General features: G+C 68.1%; 20 protein-coding genes and 1 pseudogene. 8 read left to right on the top strand and 13 right to left on the bottom strand.

Annotated features, from left to right (window positions below):
- Positions 1-7: 7 nt before the first annotated feature.
- The 8 genes from ACOOHF_RS18410 to ACOOHF_RS18375 all read right to left on the bottom strand — a co-directional run bounded on the left by ACOOHF_RS18410 (position 8) and on the right by ACOOHF_RS18375 (position 10,440).
- On the bottom strand, positions 8-1,597 hold the full coding sequence (locus ACOOHF_RS18410; protein WP_420462840.1) for a bifunctional metallophosphatase/5'-nucleotidase: 1,590 nt from the start codon (positions 1,595-1,597) through the stop codon (positions 8-10).
- Positions 1,597-3,042: an amidophosphoribosyltransferase gene (gene purF / locus ACOOHF_RS18405; protein ID WP_420462839.1), complete on the bottom strand. Its 1,446-nt coding sequence runs from the start codon at positions 3,040-3,042 to the stop codon at positions 1,597-1,599. The genes ACOOHF_RS18410 and purF overlap by 1 nt, the downstream gene beginning before the upstream one ends.
- Positions 3,039-5,372, bottom strand: a complete 2,334-nt coding sequence (purL, locus tag ACOOHF_RS18400; protein ID WP_419936731.1) for a phosphoribosylformylglycinamidine synthase subunit PurL — start codon at positions 5,370-5,372, stop codon at positions 3,039-3,041. The genes purF and purL overlap by 4 nt, the downstream gene beginning before the upstream one ends.
- Complete coding sequence (gene purQ / locus ACOOHF_RS18395) at positions 5,369-6,142, bottom strand: phosphoribosylformylglycinamidine synthase subunit PurQ (RefSeq protein ID WP_419936732.1); 774 nt, start codon at positions 6,140-6,142, stop codon at positions 5,369-5,371. Before purQ ends, purL begins: the two co-directional genes overlap by 4 nt.
- A gap of 1 nt (position 6,143) precedes the next feature.
- Positions 6,144-6,401, bottom strand: coding sequence for a phosphoribosylformylglycinamidine synthase subunit PurS (gene purS / locus ACOOHF_RS18390; protein ID WP_419936733.1), 258 nt, complete (start codon positions 6,399-6,401; stop codon positions 6,144-6,146).
- Positions 6,398-7,351 carry a phosphoribosylaminoimidazolesuccinocarboxamide synthase gene (locus tag ACOOHF_RS18385; RefSeq protein WP_420462838.1) on the bottom strand — a complete coding sequence of 318 codons (954 nt, stop codon included), beginning with the start codon at positions 7,349-7,351 and terminating at the stop codon, positions 6,398-6,400. Before ACOOHF_RS18385 ends, purS begins: the two co-directional genes overlap by 4 nt.
- Before the next feature lie 26 nt (positions 7,352-7,377).
- The gene (purB, locus tag ACOOHF_RS18380) at positions 7,378-8,808 is read right to left on the bottom strand and encodes an adenylosuccinate lyase (RefSeq protein WP_420462837.1); all 1,431 of its coding nucleotides are present in this window, start codon (positions 8,806-8,808) and stop codon (positions 7,378-7,380) included.
- Positions 8,809-8,946: 138 nt separating this feature from the next.
- Positions 8,947-10,440: a trypsin-like peptidase domain-containing protein gene (locus tag ACOOHF_RS18375; protein WP_420462836.1), complete on the bottom strand. Its 1,494-nt coding sequence runs from the start codon at positions 10,438-10,440 to the stop codon at positions 8,947-8,949.
- A 353-nt stretch (positions 10,441-10,793) separates the two neighbouring features.
- Between ACOOHF_RS18375 and ACOOHF_RS18370 the strand changes: the two genes are divergently transcribed.
- The gene (locus tag ACOOHF_RS18370) at positions 10,794-10,931 is read left to right on the top strand and encodes a hypothetical protein (protein ID WP_420462835.1); all 138 of its coding nucleotides are present in this window, start codon (positions 10,794-10,796) and stop codon (positions 10,929-10,931) included.
- A 13-nt stretch (positions 10,932-10,944) separates the two neighbouring features.
- Complete coding sequence (locus ACOOHF_RS18365) at positions 10,945-12,081, top strand: 6-bladed beta-propeller (protein ID WP_420462834.1); 1,137 nt, start codon at positions 10,945-10,947, stop codon at positions 12,079-12,081.
- Positions 12,082-12,127: 46 nt separating this feature from the next.
- Here ACOOHF_RS18365 and ACOOHF_RS18360 read toward each other — a convergent pair whose 3' ends face one another.
- On the bottom strand, positions 12,128-12,556 hold the full coding sequence (locus tag ACOOHF_RS18360) for a hypothetical protein (RefSeq protein WP_420462833.1): 429 nt from the start codon (positions 12,554-12,556) through the stop codon (positions 12,128-12,130).
- Between the two features lie 51 nt (positions 12,557-12,607).
- On the opposite strand from ACOOHF_RS18360, the pseudogene ACOOHF_RS18355 reads away from it, so the two are divergent.
- The 4 genes and pseudogenes from ACOOHF_RS18355 to ACOOHF_RS18340 all read left to right on the top strand — a co-directional run.
- A pseudogene (locus ACOOHF_RS18355) lies at positions 12,608-12,826 on the top strand (IS256 family transposase); the annotation flags it as partial.
- A gap of 41 nt (positions 12,827-12,867) precedes the next feature.
- Positions 12,868-13,125, top strand: coding sequence for a hypothetical protein (locus ACOOHF_RS18350; RefSeq protein WP_420462832.1), 258 nt, complete (start codon positions 12,868-12,870; stop codon positions 13,123-13,125).
- A gap of 617 nt (positions 13,126-13,742) precedes the next feature.
- Positions 13,743-13,868, top strand: coding sequence for a hypothetical protein (locus ACOOHF_RS18345; protein WP_420462831.1), 126 nt, complete (start codon positions 13,743-13,745; stop codon positions 13,866-13,868).
- Positions 13,865-14,914, top strand: coding sequence for a hypothetical protein (locus tag ACOOHF_RS18340; RefSeq protein WP_420462830.1), 1,050 nt, complete (start codon positions 13,865-13,867; stop codon positions 14,912-14,914). Before ACOOHF_RS18345 ends, ACOOHF_RS18340 begins: the two co-directional genes overlap by 4 nt.
- Positions 14,915-15,069: 155 nt before the next feature.
- Here ACOOHF_RS18340 and ACOOHF_RS18335 read toward each other — a convergent pair whose 3' ends face one another.
- The 3 genes from ACOOHF_RS18335 to truA form a co-directional block, all read right to left on the bottom strand.
- Positions 15,070-15,966 carry an integrase core domain-containing protein gene (locus tag ACOOHF_RS18335; protein ID WP_420462829.1) on the bottom strand — a complete coding sequence of 299 codons (897 nt, stop codon included), beginning with the start codon at positions 15,964-15,966 and terminating at the stop codon, positions 15,070-15,072.
- Positions 15,967-15,968: 2 nt separating this feature from the next.
- On the bottom strand, positions 15,969-16,247 hold the full coding sequence (locus ACOOHF_RS18330; protein WP_420462828.1) for a transposase: 279 nt from the start codon (positions 16,245-16,247) through the stop codon (positions 15,969-15,971).
- Between the two features lie 753 nt (positions 16,248-17,000).
- The gene (truA, locus tag ACOOHF_RS18325; RefSeq protein ID WP_420462827.1) at positions 17,001-17,765 is read right to left on the bottom strand and encodes a tRNA pseudouridine(38-40) synthase TruA; all 765 of its coding nucleotides are present in this window, start codon (positions 17,763-17,765) and stop codon (positions 17,001-17,003) included.
- Positions 17,766-17,869: 104 nt separating this feature from the next.
- Here truA and trpD point away from each other — a divergent pair, with 104 nt between their 5' ends.
- Both trpD and ACOOHF_RS18315 read left to right on the top strand, forming a co-directional pair.
- Positions 17,870-18,880, top strand: coding sequence for an anthranilate phosphoribosyltransferase (trpD, locus tag ACOOHF_RS18320; RefSeq protein ID WP_420462826.1), 1,011 nt, complete (start codon positions 17,870-17,872; stop codon positions 18,878-18,880).
- A 369-nt stretch (positions 18,881-19,249) separates the two neighbouring features.
- Positions 19,250-19,846 carry a hypothetical protein gene (locus ACOOHF_RS18315; protein WP_420462825.1) on the top strand — a complete coding sequence of 199 codons (597 nt, stop codon included), beginning with the start codon at positions 19,250-19,252 and terminating at the stop codon, positions 19,844-19,846.
- A 222-nt stretch (positions 19,847-20,068) separates the two neighbouring features.
- Here ACOOHF_RS18315 and lexA read toward each other — a convergent pair whose 3' ends face one another.
- Positions 20,069-20,677, bottom strand: a complete 609-nt coding sequence (gene lexA, locus ACOOHF_RS18310; RefSeq protein WP_419936746.1) for a transcriptional repressor LexA — start codon at positions 20,675-20,677, stop codon at positions 20,069-20,071.
- Positions 20,678-20,685: the final 8 nt, after the last annotated feature.

Genomic DNA, 20,685 nt, shown 5'->3' with positions numbered 1-20,685 from the left:
ACGGACGTTAGCGGCGGCTTCCCTCGGCTTCGATCCAGCGGGGGGCTCGGGGGATGGCGAGAGGCTCCGGTTGCGCCTCGAGGTACGCCACGAGGGCTTCCAGGTCGGCGATTCCGACGGCCACGGTGGCCTCGGCCTCGGCGAAGGTCGTATAGCCCCCGCCCCCGGTCGAGAGGAAGTCGTTGACCGTGACCTCGTATCGGCCCTCCGGCCGGACCGGGGAGCCGTCGTCGAGCGTCACCTCCAGGATCCGCTCGCCCTCGGCGGCGGCCGGATCGTAGCGGACCGTGATCCCGCTCACATGGAGGTCCGTGCCTCCGGACGGCCGGACGGAATGCTCCAATGTCTGCAGCAGTTGCGCGCCGGACATCGTGTGGCGGATGAGCATGTTGCCGAACGGCTGCAGTTCGAACAGGTCGGAGTAGGTGACGGGTCCGGCGGGGAGCGGACGCCGGATGCCGCCGTTGTTCATCAAGGCGATGTCCGCGCCGCTCGCCGCCCGTTGGGCGTCGGCCACGATCCGGCCGAGGGGGAAGTCGCCGTCCCGCGGGGCCGGGAGCGCCTCGGGGAGTGTCACGACGACGCGGTCCATGAGATCGGAAAGTTCGGCGCTGTAGGAGGCGACGATCTCCACGAGGCCCGGATCCGGCGCGATCTCGTCCGCCCACACCCGGTGGATGCCGAGGCGACGCGCGCTCACCGTCCCGTCCGCGTCCCGGTCGATGCGGCCGAGGCCGTAGGCGGTGGTGTTCGAGAAGGACTGGATGACCGGCACGCCGCGGATGTCGGTCTCGACGCGTGAGTGCGTATGTCCGGTGACCGCATAGTCGAAGCGCCGCGTGGTCGCCGCCAGCGCCTCCAGAGCCTGGCCCTCACACGCGTCGTTTCCCTCGTCGTCCGCTTCGCAGAAGGCGCCTTCGTGCATGACGGCCACGACGAAATCGACACCCTCCTCCCGCACGACGGGGATGTAGCGGTCGAGGGCCTCGGCGATCGATCCGAATTCGAAGTCCGCCACGTTCGCGGCCCGCGTGATCGTGGGGGTGGACGGCGTGACCATGCCCACGAAGCCGATCCTCACGCCGTCCCTCTCGACGATCGTCCAGGGCCGGACCCAGTCGGGGTGCCGGTCCGTGCTCCTGAGGAAGATGTTCGCGCCGAGCATCCCGAAGTCCGCCTCGGTCACACGCTCGACGAGCACGTCGACGCCCCAGTCGAACTCGTGATTCCCGATCGCGACCGCGTCGTAACCGATCGCGTTCATGGCATCGATCGTGGCGCGGCCGTCGGTGAGGTTCGAGATCAGCGTCCCCTGCATGAAGTCGCCGCCGGAGACGATGAAGAGCGGACACTCGGGCACCGCGGTGCGCTCCCTCGCGACGTACGCGGCGAGGGCGGCCGAGCCGCCGACAAGCCGGCCTTCCGACCAGCTCTGCTCGGCGGGGAGGAGGCGGCCGTGCGTGTCGTTGGTCGAGAAGATTCGGGCGCAGACGGCGTCGCCGGTCGCGGCCGTGGTACTCGAATCGTCGGGCGCACACCCCGAGAGCCCCCAGAGCCCGGCGAAGGCGAGGAGGCCGGCGCCGCGGCGGCAGACCATCAGGTGTCCTGCAGGGCCTTCAGGCGCTCGAGGTCGACGAGCGGCGCGGCGTAGTTGCCCGTCCAGCAGGCGTCGCAGAACGGGCCGTGGTCCGCGACCGCTTCGCGCATCCCCTCCATGCTGAGGTAGCCCAGCGAGTCGACGCCCAGGTGCTCCCGGATCCCCTCCACCGAATGACTGGAGGCGATCAGCTCCTCGCGTGTCGGCATGTCGATCCCGTAGTGGCAGGGCGAGCGCACCGGCGGCGAGGCGACCCGGAAATGCACCTCTCGCGCCCCGGTATCTCGCAGGAGCGCCACGAGGCCGAGGCTCGTCGTCCCCCGGACCAGCGAGTCGTCTACGACGACGATGCGCTTGCCGTCGACCAGTTCGCGTACGGGGTTGTATTTCACGCGCACCTTGAAATCGCGCCCGGTCTGCGTCGGGTGGATGAACGTCCGGCCCACGTAGTGGTTGCGGATGAGTGCGAGTTCGAACGGCAGCCCGCTCACCTCGGAGTATCCGAGCGCGGCCGAGTTCGAGGAGTCGGGAACGGCGAACACACAGTCGGCCTCGGCCGGATGCTCGTGGGCCAGCTGGCGCCCGAACGCCCGTCGCGCCTCGTCCACGCTGCACCCCCACACCCGCGAGTCCGGTCGCGCGAAGTAGACGAGCTCGAACAGGCAGGCACTCGGCGTCTCGGGAGGCAGCGGCCGCATGGATTCGACGTGGCCGGCGCGGACCTTGAGGACTTCCCCGGGGGCCACGTCCCGCACGTAGGCGGCTCCGATGATGTCGAGCGCGCACGTCTCCGACGCGAACACGACGGCTTCCCCGAGCCGCCCCATCACCAGTGGGCGGAAGCCGCGCGCGTCCCGCGCCGCGTAGACCGTGTCGCCGATGCAGAGGAGGAGGGAGAAGGCACCGACCACCTGAGACAGCGCGTCGTCGATCTTCCCGTCCAGATCGCGGCGCCGCGATCTGGCGATGAGGTGGACGATGACCTCGGAGTCGGCGTCGGTCTGGAAGATCGATCCGTCGTGCGCGAGCGAACGCTGGAGCTGGTTCGCGTTCGTGAGGTTCCCGTTGTGGGCGAGGGCGAGCGGCTTGTCCTCGTACTGCACGAGGAGCGGCTGGGCGTTCCGCAGGCTGGAGTCGCCCGCCGTCGAGTACCGCACATGCCCGATCGAGAGCGAGCCCTCGAGCCCGGCGAGCGTCCGGTTGTTGAAGACGTCCGCCACGAGCCCCATCCCCTTGTGGACTCTCGAGGCGCCCTCGTCATCCACCGTGACGATCCCGGCGGACTCCTGCCCGCGGTGCTGGAGCGCGTAAAGCGCCAGGAAGGCGAGTTCGGCCGCCGCGCCGGAGCCGCTCACGGCCACGATGCCGCACTCCTCGCGCGGCTTGTCGACCTCCTGCGCCGGGCGGGCCGCGCCTCCGGTCGGTTCCGTCGGGAGCTTTCTCATGCGGTGATGCCTGCCTCTTCGCTCATGCGACGTGGGATCGCTTGCTCGTAGATGCGGGCCAGCTCCCGGACCGGCGGAGCGATCGCGTGGCCGGCGCCGGTCAGCCGGCACGGGCTGTCGGGCCCGTCCACGGTGCCCACGCGCTCCACGGGCACGCCGTGGCGCCGCCCGTGCGCGGCGATCCGCTCGCCCCCGCCGGGCCGGCACGTGAGCACGACGCGCGAGTGCGACTCGCCGAACCAGCGTCCCGCCGCCGACAGGTCCGCACCGGCGGGCGCCAGGTCGAGATCGACCGTGCAGCCGACCGGCCCGCCCGCCGCGCGGACCGCGCACTCCGCGAGCGCCACCGCAAGCCCGCCGTCGGAGCCATCGTGCGCCGACGCGAACGCCCCGTCCGCCGCCCCCTCGACGAGGAAGTCGACCAGCGCCGCCGCTTCGCCGAGGTCGACCGCGGGCGGCAGCCCGGCCACGACGCCGTGACAGGCGGCGAGGTACTCGGAGCCCCCGATCTCGTCGCGTGTCACGCCCGCCACCCAGATCTCGTCCCCCTCGCGCTGAAACGCCGAAGGTACCCGGCGTTCGAGGTCCTCGATCACGCCGAGCATCCCGATGACCGGCGTGGGGTACACCGGCTGGCCCCCCGTCTCGTTGTAGAGCGACACGTTCCCCCCCGTGACCGGCGTCCCGAGCGAGCGGCACGCCTCTCCCATCCCCTCGACCGCGCCCGCAAGCTGGAAGTACACCTCCGGCCGCAGCGGGCTCCCGAAGTTGAGGCAGTTGGTCACCGCGAGCGGCCGCGCCCCGGAGCAGGCCACGTTGCGGGCCGCCTCCGCCACCGCCGCCCGCCCGCCCGTGCGGGGATCGAGCCAGGTGTGCCGTCCGTTCCCGTCCGTGGATGCGGCGAGCGCCCGCCCCTCCGCCGGCAGCCGCAGCACCGCCGCGTCGGAGCCCGGGCCCTCGAGCGTATTCGTCTGCACCGTGGTGTCGTACTGCTCATGGATCCAGCGTCGCGACGCGATCGACGGCGAATCCAGCAGCGTCCGCAGCGCCCCCTCAACGTCTCCGTCCGACGCGAAAGTCGCGTACGGCTCCAGGCTCACTTCCCGCGCCTCGGCCGTGGCCGCGCTCATGGCGCCTTCCCGGACGTACGTGGGGCAGTCGTCCACCAGCGGCTTCACCGGGATCTCGACCCGCACCTTCCCGGCCTCCCGCACGCGGAACATCCCGTCGTCCGTCACGCGCCCGATCGTCGCCGCCTGCAGGTCCCAGCGCTCTAGCACCTCCCGTACCGCCGCCTCGTGCTCCGGCTTCGCGACGAGGAGCATCCGCTCCTGCGATTCCGAGAGGAGCATCTCGTACGGCGTCATCCCCTCCTCCCGGACCGGGAGGTACGCCACGTCGATGTCGATCCCGGAGCCCGAACGGGCCGCCATCTCCGTCCCACTCGACGTGAGCCCCGCCGCCCCCATGTCCTGGATCCCGACGAGGAGGTCCCGCTCGATGAGTTCGAGGCTCGCCTCGAGGAGGAGCTTCTCCGTGAACGGGTCGCCCACCTGCACCTGCGGCCGACTGTCGAGCGCCTCTTCGTTCAGTTCCTCCGACGCGAAGGTCGCCCCGTGGATCCCGTCCCGTCCCGTGCGCGCACCGACCGCCATCACCGGGTTCCCGACGCCCTCCGCCTCGCCCAGGATGAGGCGCTCGAGCGGCAGCACGCCGATGCACATCACGTTGATGAGCGGGTTCTTCTCGTACGCCGGGTCGAAGATCGCCTCGCCGCCCACGGTGGGAACGCCGACGCAGTTCCCGTAATCGCCGACCCCCCGTACGACGCCGTCGAACAGGTACCGGGACCGGGGCGAGTCGAGCGACCCGAAGTGGAGGCTGTCGAAGATCGCGATCGGGCGTGCTCCCATCGTGAACACGTCGCGCAGGATGCCGCCCGAGCCCGTCGCGGCACCCTGGTAGGGCTCGACCGCGGAGGGGTGGTTGTGCGACTCGATCTTGAACGCGACCCCCCAGCCGCCGCCCACATCGATAACGCCGGCGTTTTCCCCCGGACCCTGGACCACCGCCGGACTCTCCGTGGGCAGCGTCTTCAGCAGCGGGCGCGAGTTCTTGTACCCGCAGTGCTCCGACCACATGGCGCTGAACACGCCGAGTTCGGTGAAGGTGGGCTCCCTCCCCATGAGTTCGAGGATCTGCTCCCACTCCTCCGGACTCAGGCCGTGCTCGGCCACGAGCGCGGGACTCATGACGGGATCACCCGGCCGGGCCTCGACGCGGTCCCGGCTCCCGGCGGCAGGGCGGTGCTCGAGCGCGAGGTCGGTCATCGCGAGACCCCCGCGACGGCGCGGTCCACCGTCGCCCGTTCCCCCTCGAGCCGCGTCCGGCCTCTCCCGGAGCCGCTCAAGGCGGAGACGGCCGCGAGCAGCGACCGGAAGACGCCGAGTCCGTCCGTGTTGCCGAGGACCGCCAGCGAATGACGCTCCGGGTGCGGCATCAGCCCGAGGATGTTGCCCTCGGGGTTCGTGATCCCGGCGATGTTGCGCGCCGAGCCGTTGGGGTTCGCCGCGTCGGTCGCCTCCCCCCGGCGGTCGACGTACCGGAACACGACGCGGTCCTCCGCCTCCAGTTCATCCAGCGTCGCCGCCTCCGCCACGAACTGGCCCTCGCCGTGGGCGATCGGGATGTCCAGCAGATCACCTTCGGAATAGGCCGTGGTGAAGGGCGTCTCGGCGTTGTCCACCCGGAGTCCGACATCGTGGCAGCGGAAGCGAAGGCTTCGGTTGCGGACCAGCGCGCCGGGCAGGAGGTGCGCCTCGCACAGCACCTGGAACCCGTTGCAGATCCCCAGAGTGAGGCCCCCGCCGCGCGCGAAGTCGATCACCTCGCGCATGATCGGGCTGAAGCGGGCGATCGCCCCCGCCCGCAGGTAGTCGCCGTACGAGAACCCCCCCGGCAGCACGACGACATCCGCGCCGTCGAGGTCGTTCGACTTGTGCCACAGGTAGACGGCGCTCTCGCCCAGCCCCTCGGTCACGGCCCGGTCCACGTCCGCGTCGCAGTTCGAGCCCGGGAACCGCACGATCCCCACCTTCATTTCACCCCTCCCGTACGCGCACGACGTAGTTTTCGATGATCGGGTTCGCGATCAGCTGTTCGCACATCTTCTCGGTGGCGGCCTGCGCCGCCTCCGCCCCTTCCGCCTCGACTTCGAGCCGGATCAGCCGTCCGGCCCGCACCGAGCGCACGCCGTCGTAGCCGAGGTTGCCGAGCGCCCGGCGGATCGTCTCCCCCGCCGGGTCGAGGATCCCTTCGCGCGGCGTGACCCGGACGTCCACGGACCAGACCCGGGTCATGCGGGCCCCTCGTACAGTTCGTGCTCCGCGATGCGCCGGAACGCCTCCAGGTAGCGCTCCGAGGTCGTGCGGATGACCTCTTCAGGCAGCGCGGGCGCGGGCGGCGTCTTGTCCCATTCCCCGCGCCCGACCATCGCCTGCAGGTGGTCGCGCACCGGCTGCTTGTCGAGCGAGGGCTGCCCGCCCCCGATCCGGTACGAATCGGCGGGCCAGAAGCGGGACGAATCCGGCGTCATCACCTCGTCGATGAGGATGATCCGCCCGTCCGCGGCGCGCCCGAACTCGTACTTCGTGTCGGCGAGGATGATCCCGCGTTCGCGCAGCGTGTCGCGGCCCGCCGTGTAGAGTGCGAGGCTGATGTCCCGCAGTTCCGTCGCGAGTTCCGTCCCCACGATGTCGCACATCTGCGCGAAGGTGATGTTCTCGTCGTGCAGGCCCTGCTCGGCCTTCGTCGAGGGTGAGAAGATCGGGCTCGGGTATTCCTCGGACTCCCGCAGCCCCGCGGGGAGCGGTTCGCCCGCCAGCGTCCCGTGGCGGCTGTACTCCTTCCAGGCGGAGCCGGAGATGAAGCCGCGCACGACGCACTCGACGGGGAAGGGCCGCGCCTTCTCGACGAGCATCCCGCGATGGCCCCAGACGTCGGCCGAGTCGGCGAGTTCGGGCGCCGCCCCGGAGATGCCCGCGGGCGCGCTGGCCACCCTGTGGTTGCTCACGATGTCCGTCGTGCGGTCGAACCAGAACGCCGAGAGCTGCGTCAGCACGGCGCCCTTGTGGGGAATCGGGTTCGGGATCACGCAGTCGAAGGCGCTTATGCGGTCACTGGCGACCATCAGGATCCGGTCGCCGAGGTCGTACATCGAACGCACCTTCCCCTTGCGGAGCAGGGGCAGCGGAAGGTCGATGTCATGTAGCGCGGCCGGCGGGTTCGCGCCGAGCGTGGTGTGGGTCATTGGCGTCCTTTCAGAAGAATCGGGGTTCATACGCGGACCTCCTCGGCGGGCCGCGGCGCCCCCGCGGCTTCGAACAGCGGGTCGATGCGGGTGGTCAGGAAGCGCTCGACCTGATCCGGGGAACGGCCCACCAGCCGGTGCGGGTCGGCGAGTTCGTCGAGTTCCTCCATCGTGAGTTCGAAGGCGCCGTCGCCGGCGATGCGGGCGAAGAAGTCGTTGTCCTCCGCCCCGTCGTCGATCCGTTCGCGCGCGGCCAGCGCGTGCCCCCGCACCCGTTCGTGCAGGTCCTGCCGGTCGCCACCCCCGCGTACCCCGGCGATGAGGATCTCCTCGGCGACCATGAACGGGAGGGCCCGGGCCAGCCGGCGCGCAACGACGGCCGGGTGGACGACGAGCCCCGCGCTCACGTTGCGCGCGAGGATGAGGAGCGCGTCCGCGGACAGATAGCCCTCCGGGAGCGAGATGCGCCGGTTGGCGGAGTCGTCGAGCGTGCGCTCGAACCACTGCACGGAGGCGGTCCACGAGGCGTTGAGTTCCAGCGTGCAGAGGTGTCGCGCGAGCGCGCAGATGCGCTCGCTCCGCATGGGATTGCGCTTGTAGGGCATCGCCGACGAGCCGATCTGCCGTTTGCCGAACGGCTCCTCGATCTCACCGAACGCCTGCAGGATCCGGATGTCGTGTCCGAAGCGCGAGGTCGAGGCGCCGATTCCCGCGAGCACGGCGAGCACCCGGTGGTCGACCTTCCGGGGGTACGTCTGCCCGATGACGTCATAGGTGCCCGCGAACCCGAAGCGCGCCGCGAGCCGCTCGTTCAGCCGGTCCACCCTGGCCCCGTCGCCGTCGAACAGTTCGAGAAACGTCGCCTCCGTCCCCGTCGTTCCCCGCGCGCCTCGGAAGCGCAGTTCGGCCCGCACCGCCTCGACCTGCTCGAGGTCGAAGAACAGGTCCTGGAGCCACAGGCAGGCGCGCTTCCCGATCGTCGTGGGCTGGGCCGGCTGCAGGTGCGTGTAGCCGAGCGTCGGGACGCCAGCCTGCTCGCGGGCGAACGCGGCCAGGTCACTGATCGTGCCCAGTAGTCGCTCGCGCACGATATCGAGGCCCTGCCGGTGCTGGATCAGCCCGTGGTTGTCGCCCACGAAGGCGCTCGTCGCGCCGAGGTGGATGTACTTGCGGGCCTCGGGCGCCACCTCGCCGAAGTGATGCACGTGCGCCATGACGTCGTGCCGGAGATCGCGCTCGATGACGGCGATCCGGTCGAGGTCGATCTGCTCGCGCGCCGCGTGCATCGCCACGATGGCACCATCGGGGATGTCGACGCCGAGCGCCCGTTCCTCCTCGGCAAGGGCGATCCACAGGTCGCGCCAGACGAGCGCCTGCATGCGAGGGGAAAAGATCGCCGCCATTTCGCCCGAAGCGTAGCGGTCGATGAGAGGATGTGGGTAGCGACGTTCCGCCATCAGGCGCGTAGTCCGATCCAGCGGCCTCCCGGGGCGACCTCGGTCGCCGTAAGGTCGCAGTCTAGCCCTTGATCGTGCCCCGTGAAAGTCCGGGCGGCCGCCCCTTCGAGAAGCCCGGTCCGACCACCGCCCGTCGTCTCAGCGGACGCGGAAGGTTCGGAGGTAGCCGGTTTCCGTCCCCCGGGCGATGTACAGCCGGATGGAGCCGTCCGTCGCCCGTGAAAAATACTCGAAGACTTGGCCGGCCTCCTCCGCGGACCGCACCTCGTTGCGGTTGATGCTGAGGATCACGTCGCCCTCTCGGAGCCCGGTGCCGCGTCGTGCGTCGTCGCCGACCGAGACCACGAACGCGCCGAACTCGACGGCGAGGTCCCGCTCCTGGCTGACCTGCGGCGTGACCGTGATCAACTGCAGGCCCCTGAGCACCTCGACCCGTTCGGCCCGACCCGAGGGCACCTCGTCCAGCCGGAGCCGGGTCCGCATTTCCTCTCCGCCGCGCCGGAAGGACACGTCGACGGTTGCGCCGACGCCGGCGTCCGCGAGACCCACCTGCCAGTCGAGGTCGTGGTTGATGACGCGCCCGTTGAGGGCCAGGATCTCGTCGCCTGCCCGCAGCCCGGCCTCGGCGGCCGGCGTACCCTCCAGGACCTCATCGACCAGTGGTCGGCCGAAGACCGACCCCGGATCCTGCCGGTCGGTCAGTACCTGAACTCCCACCCACGGCCGACGCACGCGCCCGAACTCGAGGAGTTCCGCGGCGACCAGCAGGGCGCGGTCGATGGGGATCGCGAAGCCCAGTCCCTCGGACCCGCCGGAGCGCGACAGGATCGAACTGTTGACCCCGATGACCTCGCCGTCCGCGTTGGCCAGCGGCCCCCCGGAGTTGCCCGGGTTGATCGACGCGTCGGTCTGGATCATGTCGGCGTACAGGACCTCCTGCCCGCTCCCGGACTGGATGTCCCGACCAAGGCCGCTCACCACGCCCGACGTCACCGTCGCCTCCGTGTTGCGGAGGGCGTACCCGGACGGGTTCCCCAGCGCGACCGCGGGTTCTCCGATGAAGAGGTCCGAGGATGTGCCGAGCGGCGCCGCCGGCACGCGGTTCGGAGGGATGTGCAAGACGGCCAGGTCGGTGAGTTCGTCGGAGCCGATGAGTTCCGCCTCGAACCGCTGGCCGCTGAAGTCCACCACCTCGATCCGGTCGGCGCCACTCACTACGTGGGCGTTGGTCACGATCGTGCCCTCATTGTCGATCGCGAACCCCGATCCAAGCCCTGACTCGACCCGCGATCGGCCCCCGCGGAAGAGGAAGGGGTTGGGTCTCTCCTGCACCGTCCGCTCGGTCCGGAGGCTCACGACCGATGGGAGCACGCGGTACGCGGCGACGACCGTGGGCGTGCGCCGGGCGTCCGAGATGTCGGCCACGGACTGCGGCGCCAGCGCCGGCTCCGCCAGCGACGTCCGGGTGAACGGATTGTGCGCGGGCTCGCTTTCCGCGACCTCGGCCGGACGCTCCCCGAGCGTCGTCACGACCGCGCCCACGCCGAGGCCCGCGAAGACGAGGACGGTCGCCGCGACGAGAACGCGCGCGACCGCGCGTATCGTCCTTCCGATTCGGTTCCCTTCACGCATCGACATCGATCCGTCAGCAGTTTCTGCCGCTCAACCGCACCCGACGCACTATGCAAGGGCACGATAACTGTACGCGGAACTCCCCCGAAGGGTTCACCTCCCCAGCGCCGCCGGGCAACCTGACGGGACCAGGAAGGTCGAGCCTCCTGGGACGCCGCCAGGGAGCGACAAGTGATCCCCACGTACCAGGACGACGGCCGCCTTCAGGCTGCGTGGACGTGACACGGTAGCGGCCGGTACCGCTGCTGAGGCTGGCTGCGGTAAGACTTCGCCAACTCATTGCATCTAGCTCATCAAGGAAGAGGCTTGATCGGTACGCCGCACTTGGACGCGGGTTGAGCGAGATGGTACGCTTGAGGCGGGAGAATCCGGAGAGGGTGCTCTTCAACGCCGAGCGGGGCGCGGTTCAAGTGCTCGACTGCGACGGGGGTGTCGTAGCGAACTTCCCTGCATCCTCCGATGTCATGCAGTTTCTCCACGCCCAGGACTAGGAGGACGATGAGCATGGGCAGAACACATCGGCCCCCAGGTGTTCCAGGGCTGTCCATCGCGCTTGCGGCGGCCAGCCTCGTCCAGGGAGCCACGCCCGCTTCGGGTCAGGACTTCGTAACCATCGAATCAGACGCCGCCTGTGCCTCGTGCGGGCTCTCCTTAACGCACATGGTGACCCTGGGCAGCCTGGACGATCCAAGTGTGGGATTCACGAAGTCTGTGGCGATCGAGTCGTCAGGCCGTATCCTCGTCCTCGGACACGAAGTGACTCCACACGAGCTTATGGTCTTCGATCCGGAGGGGGCCTTTGTCCGTGTGATCGGTAGAGACGGGGAGGGCCCGGGAGAGTTCAGTTTTGTCATGACAGGTGCTTTGACGACGGGTGACTCGCTCCACCTGTTCGACGACGATCTTCTTCGCGAGACCGTGTTGACTCCGACGTTCGACGTTGCGAGGACTCTCCGCCTGCCAGTTCGAGTACGGGAGACGGTGTTCCTGGATGACGGCCGGATCGTCGTGCAATCCAGCATGGCGACTCCCGATCTCGTCGGGCACCCGCTTCACTTGCTGGACCGCGAGCGAAACATCGTGAAGTCCTTCGGATCCGCGGACCAGGTGATCCGGCCCGACATGTCGATCTATCGTTTGCGACGCATCGAGAAAGCCGACGAGTCCTCCGTGTGGTCCGCCTTCGTGAACCAGTACGTGATCGAAAACTGGAGCATCGACGGTGTAAGGTTGGCTGCGCTGAAGCGGGACGTTCCGTGGTTCGAGCCGTGGCATTACAACAAGGGCCTTTCGCTTAGCGAACCACCGGACGTGACCCTGGAGGCCATCAGGCAGGATGACGAGGGTCGGCTGTGGATCCTGATCAGAGTGCCCGGTGAAGACTGGAAGAATGGACTAGCCGAGGTGGACACACCCGAGGGGAGGTTCGTCGGGACTCGGGATTGGGACCTCGCGTACGACACGGTAGTCGAGATCATCGATCCCCGTCTGGGTGTTCTGGTCCACTCCGAGCGGGTGGAGCCATCGCTCGTGGGCTTCGCGAGCATGGGGCAGGCGATCGGGTACCGAGAGGGGCCAGACGGGGTCCCCTACATCGATCTGTGGCAACTCGAATTGGTGGAAGTTCCGAGCAGCCCCTGATAGCGTCCCCGGTTTTTCCGGACACTCGTTTGGCACGGTGAGAGCTTCACCAAAGCAGATCGGGTTCAGCGTTCCACTCGCCGGCGTAGCGGACGCCAGTGAGATAGAGGCCGCCGGGCGGGGCCGGGAAGACGGCGCGGGTTCCCGGCTCACCCGCCAGCAGGCGCTCGAAGTCGTCGCACGGGCGGCGTCCGGCCGCCATCTCCACTGACGTTCCCACAAGATAGCGGACCATGTGGTGGAGGAAGCGGTCGGCGACGATCTCGAAGAAGGCGAACGGGGGCCGATCGAAGAGCCATGCGGCCCTCCGGACCCGGCACCGCGTCCCGCGCTCGGGCTGTCCGGCTCGGGCGAACCGCTCGAAGGACCGCTCTCCCGGGATGGCGGCGGCCAGCCGCGCGAGCGCCTCCGGGTCGAGCGGCCAGCCGGGGCTCCAGCAGCGGTCTCGCAGGAACGGACGTCTCCGCCCTCCCAACGCGATCGCGTAACGGTATCGGCGCGCCTCCGCGTCGAAGCGCGGATGGAAGTGGAGAGCCCGTTCGCCTCGGTCCGGCTGCGCACGACGGCCGCCAAGCGGTTCAAGCGGGTCGACAACGCCACGGCGCTGATCTGGCGGCTCTTGGTGGTGGCCGAGAAGCGGTTCCGGAAGCTCAACGCTCCCGAGCTGCTGCGGGACGTGTACGAGGGAAGAAGGTTCGAGGACGGAAAGCCCGTCCCCGAGGGTCAGGAGAGGATCGCCGCCTGATGACGTTTACACACCTATGGACCCGACCTGGACGAGGGGTCATGTTGACGCGGTTCGCCGTGCTCGGGGCGCTGGCGCTGGCGGCGTGCTCGGACTCAACGGATCTGGGGATGGAGCCGCCGTCCGGCCGCCTGCCTACGCTGGCCGAGATCTCCCAGTTCCCCGATCCGGGGAGGCGAAGCGTGGGTCTCTTCACGCCGGTTGGCCCGGACGCGACGAGGATTAAGCGCCAGATTCTGCAAATCATGGAAGGGCCAGGTGGGCGGGAATGGGCGCTCGCTTCGCGAGAATGTCGCTGAAGAAAAGGCGAGACATGGCCAGACTCTTCAACAAGGTGTGGTTGGCTGCACGTCCCGAGTGCGCTGTTGGTGGTAGTGCCGTTCACGTCCGTGGGGGCGGTCGCGGAGGCCGGCAAGTATTGGTCGTCAGTAGAACAAGTCATCGATCACGTTGGGTGAGCCCGTTTTGATGAAGAATGCCATTCCACTCTTCAGCTTGGCCTCGAAGTTCTCGGCGCGACACATACGTGGCGCGCTTCGGTTCGCGGCCTTGAGAGTGAACCTGCCGATGATGCTCGTAGGTATGCTCGGGGCCACGACGGTGCTCCTGACTAGGGGCGTTGCAACGGAGCACTTCGCCGTACGTGAGTTCGCCGAGCACCGGATGGGGATGGCCGAGCTGGGGGGAGGCGTATTCTTGATACTGCATCCCGTTGATTGCTCCTCAGCCACGACACGCATCGATCGGCTCGCGTACGATCTGCAATCCAATGGCATCGTCGTTCTGGGTGCGGTGCTGCGCGATTACGTGAGCAAGGCGGAGGTGGCAGATCTCCTGACAAACAGGAACCGGAGTTTTCCTCACGTTGCGATCCGTCGGCAGGCTGTTTCCCCGGCTGGCGGAGGTTGCTGGCCACATGAGCACGCCCCTGGCGCTGCTCGTCGGAAGGGAAGGGCGCATCCTTGCAGTTGAGCCCGCCCTGGAGCGGGGCACTCTCGTCGAGGAATTCATCACCCGTTTGCGAGGAATCCAGTTGCCATGAGACATCGCGCCGAGGTGATCGCGCTCCTGCTGCCGCTCTCGATTGCTTGCAATCCGGAGGGATCTGTCGAAGTGGAGCCCGGCAATATCTGGAGCGAAGCCAATGATGTGCGGCGACGATTCGCATCAGTCGTGTTCGATACTCTTTGGACCTACGGGAGCATAGACGATACCGTCCTCCAAATGCCAGGCGAGATCGTACCTGCACCACACGGAGGTGTCTATGTGTTCGATTTGGCCGCCAGCCGGGCCGTACACATCGATGAAGCCGGAAGAGTCGCCTGGGTGCGGGGGCGTAGGGGCCAGGGACCCGGCGAGTTCATGGACGTTCGCGCCCTCTCGGAGGACCACGATGGCGGGATTGTGCTGGCCGACCATGGAAATGGTCGACTCGTCAGACTCGACCCGGACGGAAACCTCGTCCGAGAGGTGCCGCTGCTCATCGAGGCCAGCTACGTTGACGGGATCGCAGCTGTCGAGGGAGGATACGCTCTATACACGAACGGCGAACCGTCGCTAATGATTGTGAACGAGGACGGCCGGGAAAAGGCCCGGTTGGCCAACCCATCCGTAGCGTGGGAACGGATTCACTGGATGCAGAGGACGGGAGATGTCGTCTCCTGGAGCGGCGACGCGTGGGTCCTTGGGTTTGAAGTTGGCAACGGCTGGTACGTCATCCGGGGGGACTCAATCGCAGCCTACCCCTATGTGGAGCACACGAGTTTTCCGGTCATGACGGTGACCGTTGCGACTGAGGGTGCTACGACCACGACGACCCAGCGCCTCCCGCGGGTGCCGTATTCAGGGTCGACTTTGTCCGTGAGAGGAGATACGCTGGGCGTATTCTTCGAGGGCCGGAGCCCGGACCGCAACAGGACGCTGGATCTGTACGACCTGACAACGGGGGCGTACATCCACTCCGTCGCCACTCCCAGAGCGAGTGATGTCGTACTCGCCGAGGATGGCACCATATATCTGTTGTCCCGCCGGAGCGGCCTGTATCCAATCGTAACAGCTCTCAAACCGAGGAAGGGAGGCAACTCATGAAGAGCATCAAGTGAATCCTATCGGTGACTCTGCTGGTCTTGGTCGGGGTTGGCGGATTCCTGCTACACGAGGCCAGCCGCCCCAAGGCTCTGTCCGCGACGACCTGAAGTGACCCCCCAAAGTTGCACACCCGACCTCCGGGTTTATTGTGCTGCTCAGCCCTCGCGGTAGAAGTCCTCGATGATGGTCAGGGGCGGCCGGTCTCCGAGGGAGGAGTGACGACGCACCCGATTGTAGTACCTGATCCGGTCCCGGACGACGGCCGTGAGTTCATGGAGCGAGCCGGCGTCGAGGATCAGAGACCTGTTCTCCACCTTGAAACGGCCGAAGAAGCTCTCCATCTCCGGGTTGTCCCTCGGTCCGCGGAGGGCATGGGAGAGTCGCGCGCCCGCCGACAGCAGCCGGCCGGTCCACGCGTAGCCGGTGAACACCGGGTCCCGGTCGTGGTGGACGACGACTCCCCCGAGCGAGTTCCGGAGGCGGGCCAGGGTCCGCTCCGCCGCCGTCCAGGCCGAGAGCGCCAGGTCGGAGTTGGCCGACGCTCCAACGGCGAAGCCCGGGACGTACTTCGTCGCGTGATCGAGGATCGGGATCAGCCACGCCTTCCGGGCCCCATCGGCGTAGACGAGCTCGGTGAAGTCCGTGTAGAAGACCTCCAGCGCTCCGATCTCCGCCTTCAGCCGTCCCGACAAGAGGTTCGCGCGCGGACCCGCCGCGTCTATGGCCCGCCGGATCGCGCTCGGCTTCGGCCGCGTAACCGTGCGCCTCAAGGGCAGGTCCCCCAGCTGGTGCAGCCGCGCCACCACCTTCCGGTTCACCCGGTATCCGTGCGTCTCCCTGAGTTCCACCGCGGCCCGCCGGTACCCGTACTCCGGGTGCGCCTCGGCGATCGCCTTCAGCGAAGCCTCCAGGTGCGCGTACTTCTCCGCGTACCTGACCCTCGTCCGGGTGTGGTGGTGCCACGTCGAGCGCGCCAGCTCCACCGCCCGCAGCGACGGCCCCAGGCCGTACGCCTCGCGCGTGCCGGCGACCAGCGCCACCTTCGCCTCCACGCTCAGCCGCTCCGGCCCAAGAAGTTTTTTAGCAGCGCGATCTCCACCTCCTTCTTGCCCAGCAGCTGCTCCAGGTCCCGGATCCGGCGCTCGTACTCCTTCACCGTCGTCTCCTCGGCAAAGACCTCCGGCGCCCGGTCCACGAACCGCCGCCTCCAGAGCTGTACCGAGTTCGGGTGCACCCCGTACGCCTTGGCCACCTGCCCGGGCGTCTTCTCGCCCGCAAGGACCTCCAGTACCACCTGCGCCTTCAGCTTGGGCGTGTACCGCCGCCGTGCCATGACAACCTCCTTCCGGCCTGCCAGGTTCTACCCTGCGCAGCACCGCGCCCGGAGGTCAAACGTCACAAAGGGGGGTATCCAAGATCTGGGGGTCATATCCACCGCCGCCGAGTGCACCAAGGATAACGAAGGATCGCTGTGCGAATTGCGGACCTGGTGTGTGGGGGTCTTTACCACTACGTACTGCTTTTCGACCCGGATCACGTACTACCCAAAGCTCGAGCTCGATGACGGTGGTTGACGACAGCTAAGGCTTCTTGGAACAGGACAACAGACCTTAGAGCAAACAGACAACAGATGAGGGGAGTTCAGATGCGCAGAAAGAGCAGGATGTTATTCAAGGTCATTCTCGTAGCCATGGTCTGTGCTGTGGGGGCCGTAGCGGCGCAGTGGTCCACGCCGAAGCCCCTGAGCGCTTCAGACTGTGCGAACGGACTCCGTCTGTGTGGCACCCAGAAGCGATGCACGCAGCTCGACTTGATCTTGTTCGAGGTGCAGGTCTGCAACGAGCGAAGGGTCTACCACCCCGTCGACGACGACGGTTGATGCGGACGGCGGAGCTGGCCCGTGCGGGACGGAGCGCGGGCCAGTTCCGTCGCCAGGACCACCCCGGTACGCCCCCGACATATCACAGATTCCTGAGCCAATACCAGTCGTGACACGCTCGCGACGCGCGCACATCTCCGGTTGTGTTGAGTTCGGGGTCCGTCTGGCTTGGGGGTCCAAACGATCCTGGTTCGACCGAAAAGCAATTCACCACGGGAGGCCAGGGCTGGCGTTCCACTCACCGGCGTACCGGACGCCGGTGAGATAGAGGCCGCCGGGCGGGGCCGGGAAGACGGCGCGGGTTCCCGGCTCACCCGCCAGCAGGCGCTCGAAGTCGTCGCACGGGCGGCGTCCGGCCGCCATCTCCACTGACGTTCCCACAAGATAGCGGACCATGTGGTGGAGGAAGCGGTCGGCGACGATCTCGAAGAAGGCGAACGGGGGCCGATCGAAGAGCCATGCGGCCCTCCGGACCCGGCACCGCGTCCCGCGCTCGGGCTGTCCGGCTCGGGCGAACCGCTCGAAGGACCGCTCTCCCGGGATGGCGGCGGCCAGCCGCGCGAGCGCCTCCGGGTCGAGCGGCCAGCCGGGGCTCCAGCAGCGGTCTCGCAGGAACGGACGTCTCCGCCCTCCCAACGCGATCGCGTAACGGTATCGGCGCGCCTCCGCGTCGAAGCGCGGATGGAAGTCGGCTGCCGCCTCCCGCACCTTTCGGACAGCGACATCTTCGGGCAGGACGGCGTCGAACGCGCGGGTCAGTTCTTCCGGGTCCCAGCGGCGCCGAGGGGTGAAGGCGATCTCCTGCGCCGCCGCGTGGACGCCTGCGTCCGTGCGCCCGGCGAGGTCGATCCGGGTGCGCCGCGCGAAGAGTTTCGAGAGCGCCGCCTCGACCTCGCGCTGGACGGTGCGCACGCCCGGCTGTAGTTGGGAACCGTGGAACGAGGTCCCATCGTACTCGATTGTGGCCCGCAAGCGGGTCGGGGAGTCCGTGGAATCCGACATGCGCGAAGACTAGCAGCTTCCGCTCGACAGGGGGAATCCGGCAGCCACATGGCTGCCAGGGGAGGATCCAGGTGATGGACACGATCCGGCGAGTGCTTTCCGGAGAAACGTTGGCTGCCGCCGCGGCCGAAGCCGCGTTCGACCGCTTCATGAGCGGCGATGCCAGCCAGGCGGAGATGGCCGCGCTCCTCACCGCCCTCCGCATGCGGGGCGAGACGCCCGCCGAGGTCGCGGGGGGCGTCCGGGCGCTACGGAAGGCGATGGTCCCCCTCGACCTCGACGACGACCGCATCATCGACACCTGCGGCACCGGCGGGGGCACGCTCACGACGTTCAACATCTCGACTGCGGCCTCGATCGTGGCGGTCGCCGCCGGCGTCCGGATCGCCAAGCACGGCAATCGCTCGTTCACCTCGAAGTGCGGGAGCGCCGACCTGCTCGAGACGCTCGGCGTTCCCATCCAGCTCTCTCCGGAAGACGAGAAGCGGATGTTCGAGGAGACGGGGTTCGTGTTCATGTTCGCGCCGACCCACCACCCGGCCATGCGGCATGTGGGTCCCGTCCGCGCCGCGCTCGGCGTGACCACGATCATGAACCTGCTCGGCCCGCTCGCGAACCCCGCCGGTGTCCGACGCCAGGTCGTAGGCGTCGCGCACCCCGACCTCCAGCGCCTCGTCGCCGACGCCCTGCTCGAGTTGGGGCACGAGCGCGCGCTCGTCGTCCACGGCGAACCGGGCATGGACGAACTGAGTCCACTCGGCCCGACCCGCGTCTTCCAGGTGGAAGGCGGCTCCCTCACGGAGTTCGAGGTCGCGCCGTCCGACTTCGGCTGGCCGGAGTACGATCCCGGCGAGCTGGCAGGCGGCGAACCTGCGGAAAACGCGGAACGGGTGCGGCGGGTCGTCGGCGGAAGCGAGGGCGGGGCGGGCCGCGCCGCCGTGGTCCTCAACGCGGCGGCCGCCTTCTGGGCCGCCGGCGCCGTCGACACGCTGGCCGAGGGCGTCACCGCCGCCGAGCGGTCGATCGACTCCGGCGCCGCGGGCGCCTGGCTGGAGTCCCTGCGGGAGTTCCGTCCGACCGCCTGATCGACCTTGGTCGGCCGGACCATGACCATTGCGAGGAACGCGGTCTTCCCGGGGCGGGTAGACTTCCGGTAGAGGACGGGGTCGGCCGCGCTGTCGTCGTGCTCGACGCGGCGGCGGCATCTGGATGGCGGCCCCGTCAGTACGCTTCAAACCACTGTGGGAGGGCGCTCAACATGGTTTCACCGCGCCTCCTGGAAAGTATACATAACAATGATCCGGATCCTTGCGGATACGCCCGGGGATGCGGAGCGAATAAACGCTGCAATCGGCGGCGCCGGACAGTTGCTGGACGTCGCGAGAGGATTCATTGCGGATGACGCGGACATTGACTGTCTGATCGTCGGTTGCCGACGACGGTGCCCGCGCGAGATGCTCGAACTCCTCCGGGAGATCGAGAGGAAAATGCCGTGGGTACCCGTCATCCTCGTGACGGATCGCGGGAGGAGTGTCGCGTGTTTGCCGAACCGCATGCGCGTCTTCGCCCTCGTCCGATTTGCCGATCTGCAGACGCAGCTCCAGCCCCGGATCGAGACTGCTCGCAGGACCGCCGCCCTCTGGCATCTGGCCGAGGCCGTCCGGCGGTCCACCTTGCCTCCGGCCCTTCGCAGGGCCCTGGTGCGCAGCCTGCGCCAGGCCGGAAGCAGACCGTTTCGCAACGTGGCGGAGTTGGCCAACGCCGTTCGCTGCGCTCCCGTCACCCTCTTCCAGCAGTTCCGTCAGGCAGCCGCCGAGCCCGCCACGTTGAACCGGCTCCTCGGAGCGCTGGTCATCCTGCGGGCGCACCAACTCAGGGACCTCGGTCTGGGCTGGAAGGCCGTGGGCGCGCGGTTGGGCTTCCATCGGAGCACTCTGAACCGGAAGGCGAGGACATGGCCCGGCTGCACGCTCACGGAACTCGAGCGGATCGGGGCCGATCAACTGGTGGCCGCGTTCGCCACGGAGTACGTCGGGCCTCTCCTCCGGTAACGTCTCGGAGATGCGAGGCATATGGTGGGTGAAGAAGCCCGGGCAGCTGACCCGACACCGTCGATCCGGTGACGGGAACCTCCGCCCCGACGGTTATAGGTGGGAGGTGGGTGGCCGTCGGGACGGGTACTCTCGGGGAGTTGAGAGCGGTCCTCCGTCGTTACAGCGTCCGGAGCCCCGGGCGGGGCTCCGGACAGAAGTGGCGCGGTCCTTCCGCGGGCGTCAGTAGCGGCGGATCACTCCGATCACCACGCCCTGGATCTTCACCCGCGACGCCTGGAGGTACAGCGGCGTGAGCGCGGGATTCGCGGGCTGGAGACGGATCTGCCCCGGCTCCATGTAGAACTTCTTCATGGTCGCGCTCTCGCCGTCGACGAGGGCGATCACCATCTCGCCGTTGTAGGCCGTCTCCCGCGACTGGACGATCACGTAGTCACCGTCACGGATCTGTTCATTGATCATCGAATCGCCGCGCACCCGCAGCACATAGTGCTCGCTGAGGGATCCGGAGATCATGTCCTCGGGGACGGAGACCGTCTCCTGTTCCTCAATGACCTCTATGGGCTGGCCGGCCGCCACGTTGCCATACAGGGGCAGTTCCACCGCCGCGACGTGGAGCTTCCCCTCCACGAGTTCGATGGACCGGCTCTCGTTATAATTCTTGCGGATGTAGCCCTTCGCCTGGAGGTTTTCGAGGTGCTCGTGAACGGTCGCGAGCGAGCGGTAGCCGAAGTCCTCCGCGATCTCCTCGAAGCTCGGCGAATACCTGCGAAACCGTATGAATCCCTCGATGAAGTCCAGCATCTCGCGCTGCCGCTTCGTGAGAGCCATCGTTTCCC

This window comes from Candidatus Palauibacter sp. (genome assembly GCF_965216145.1).
Taxonomy (GTDB): domain Bacteria; phylum Gemmatimonadota; class Gemmatimonadetes; order Palauibacterales; family Palauibacteraceae; genus Palauibacter.
The sequence above is the reverse complement of the archived record's forward strand: the minus strand, read 5'-3'. Positions and strand labels throughout refer to the sequence as shown.

Bases quoted from the DNA above. Each gene is read 5' to 3' on its own strand.
- ACOOHF_RS18410 (WP_420462840.1), bottom strand. From the start codon at position 1,597: ATGGTCTGCCGCCGCGGCGCCGGCCTCCTCGCCTTCGCCGGGCTCTGG.
- purF (WP_420462839.1), bottom strand. From the start codon at position 3,042: ATGAGAAAGCTCCCGACGGAACCGACCGGAGGCGCGGCCCGCCCGGCG.
- purL (WP_419936731.1), bottom strand. From the start codon at position 5,372: ATGACCGACCTCGCGCTCGAGCACCGCCCTGCCGCCGGGAGCCGGGAC.
- purQ (WP_419936732.1), bottom strand. From the start codon at position 6,142: ATGAAGGTGGGGATCGTGCGGTTCCCGGGCTCGAACTGCGACGCGGAC.
- purS (WP_419936733.1), bottom strand. From the start codon at position 6,401: ATGACCCGGGTCTGGTCCGTGGACGTCCGGGTCACGCCGCGCGAAGGG.
- ACOOHF_RS18385 (WP_420462838.1), bottom strand. From the start codon at position 7,351: ATGACCCACACCACGCTCGGCGCGAACCCGCCGGCCGCGCTACATGAC.
- purB (WP_420462837.1), bottom strand. From the start codon at position 8,808: ATGGCGGAACGTCGCTACCCACATCCTCTCATCGACCGCTACGCTTCG.
- ACOOHF_RS18375 (WP_420462836.1), bottom strand. From the start codon at position 10,440: ATGCGTGAAGGGAACCGAATCGGAAGGACGATACGCGCGGTCGCGCGC.
- ACOOHF_RS18365 (WP_420462834.1), top strand. From the start codon at position 10,945: ATGGGCAGAACACATCGGCCCCCAGGTGTTCCAGGGCTGTCCATCGCG.
- ACOOHF_RS18350 (WP_420462832.1), top strand. From the start codon at position 12,868: ATGTTGACGCGGTTCGCCGTGCTCGGGGCGCTGGCGCTGGCGGCGTGC.
- ACOOHF_RS18345 (WP_420462831.1), top strand. From the start codon at position 13,743: ATGAGCACGCCCCTGGCGCTGCTCGTCGGAAGGGAAGGGCGCATCCTT.
- ACOOHF_RS18340 (WP_420462830.1), top strand. From the start codon at position 13,865: ATGAGACATCGCGCCGAGGTGATCGCGCTCCTGCTGCCGCTCTCGATT.
- ACOOHF_RS18330 (WP_420462828.1), bottom strand. From the start codon at position 16,247: ATGGCACGGCGGCGGTACACGCCCAAGCTGAAGGCGCAGGTGGTACTG.
- trpD (WP_420462826.1), top strand. From the start codon at position 17,870: ATGGACACGATCCGGCGAGTGCTTTCCGGAGAAACGTTGGCTGCCGCC.
- ACOOHF_RS18315 (WP_420462825.1), top strand. From the start codon at position 19,250: ATGCTCGAACTCCTCCGGGAGATCGAGAGGAAAATGCCGTGGGTACCC.
- lexA (WP_419936746.1), bottom strand. From the start codon at position 20,677: ATGGCTCTCACGAAGCGGCAGCGCGAGATGCTGGACTTCATCGAGGGA.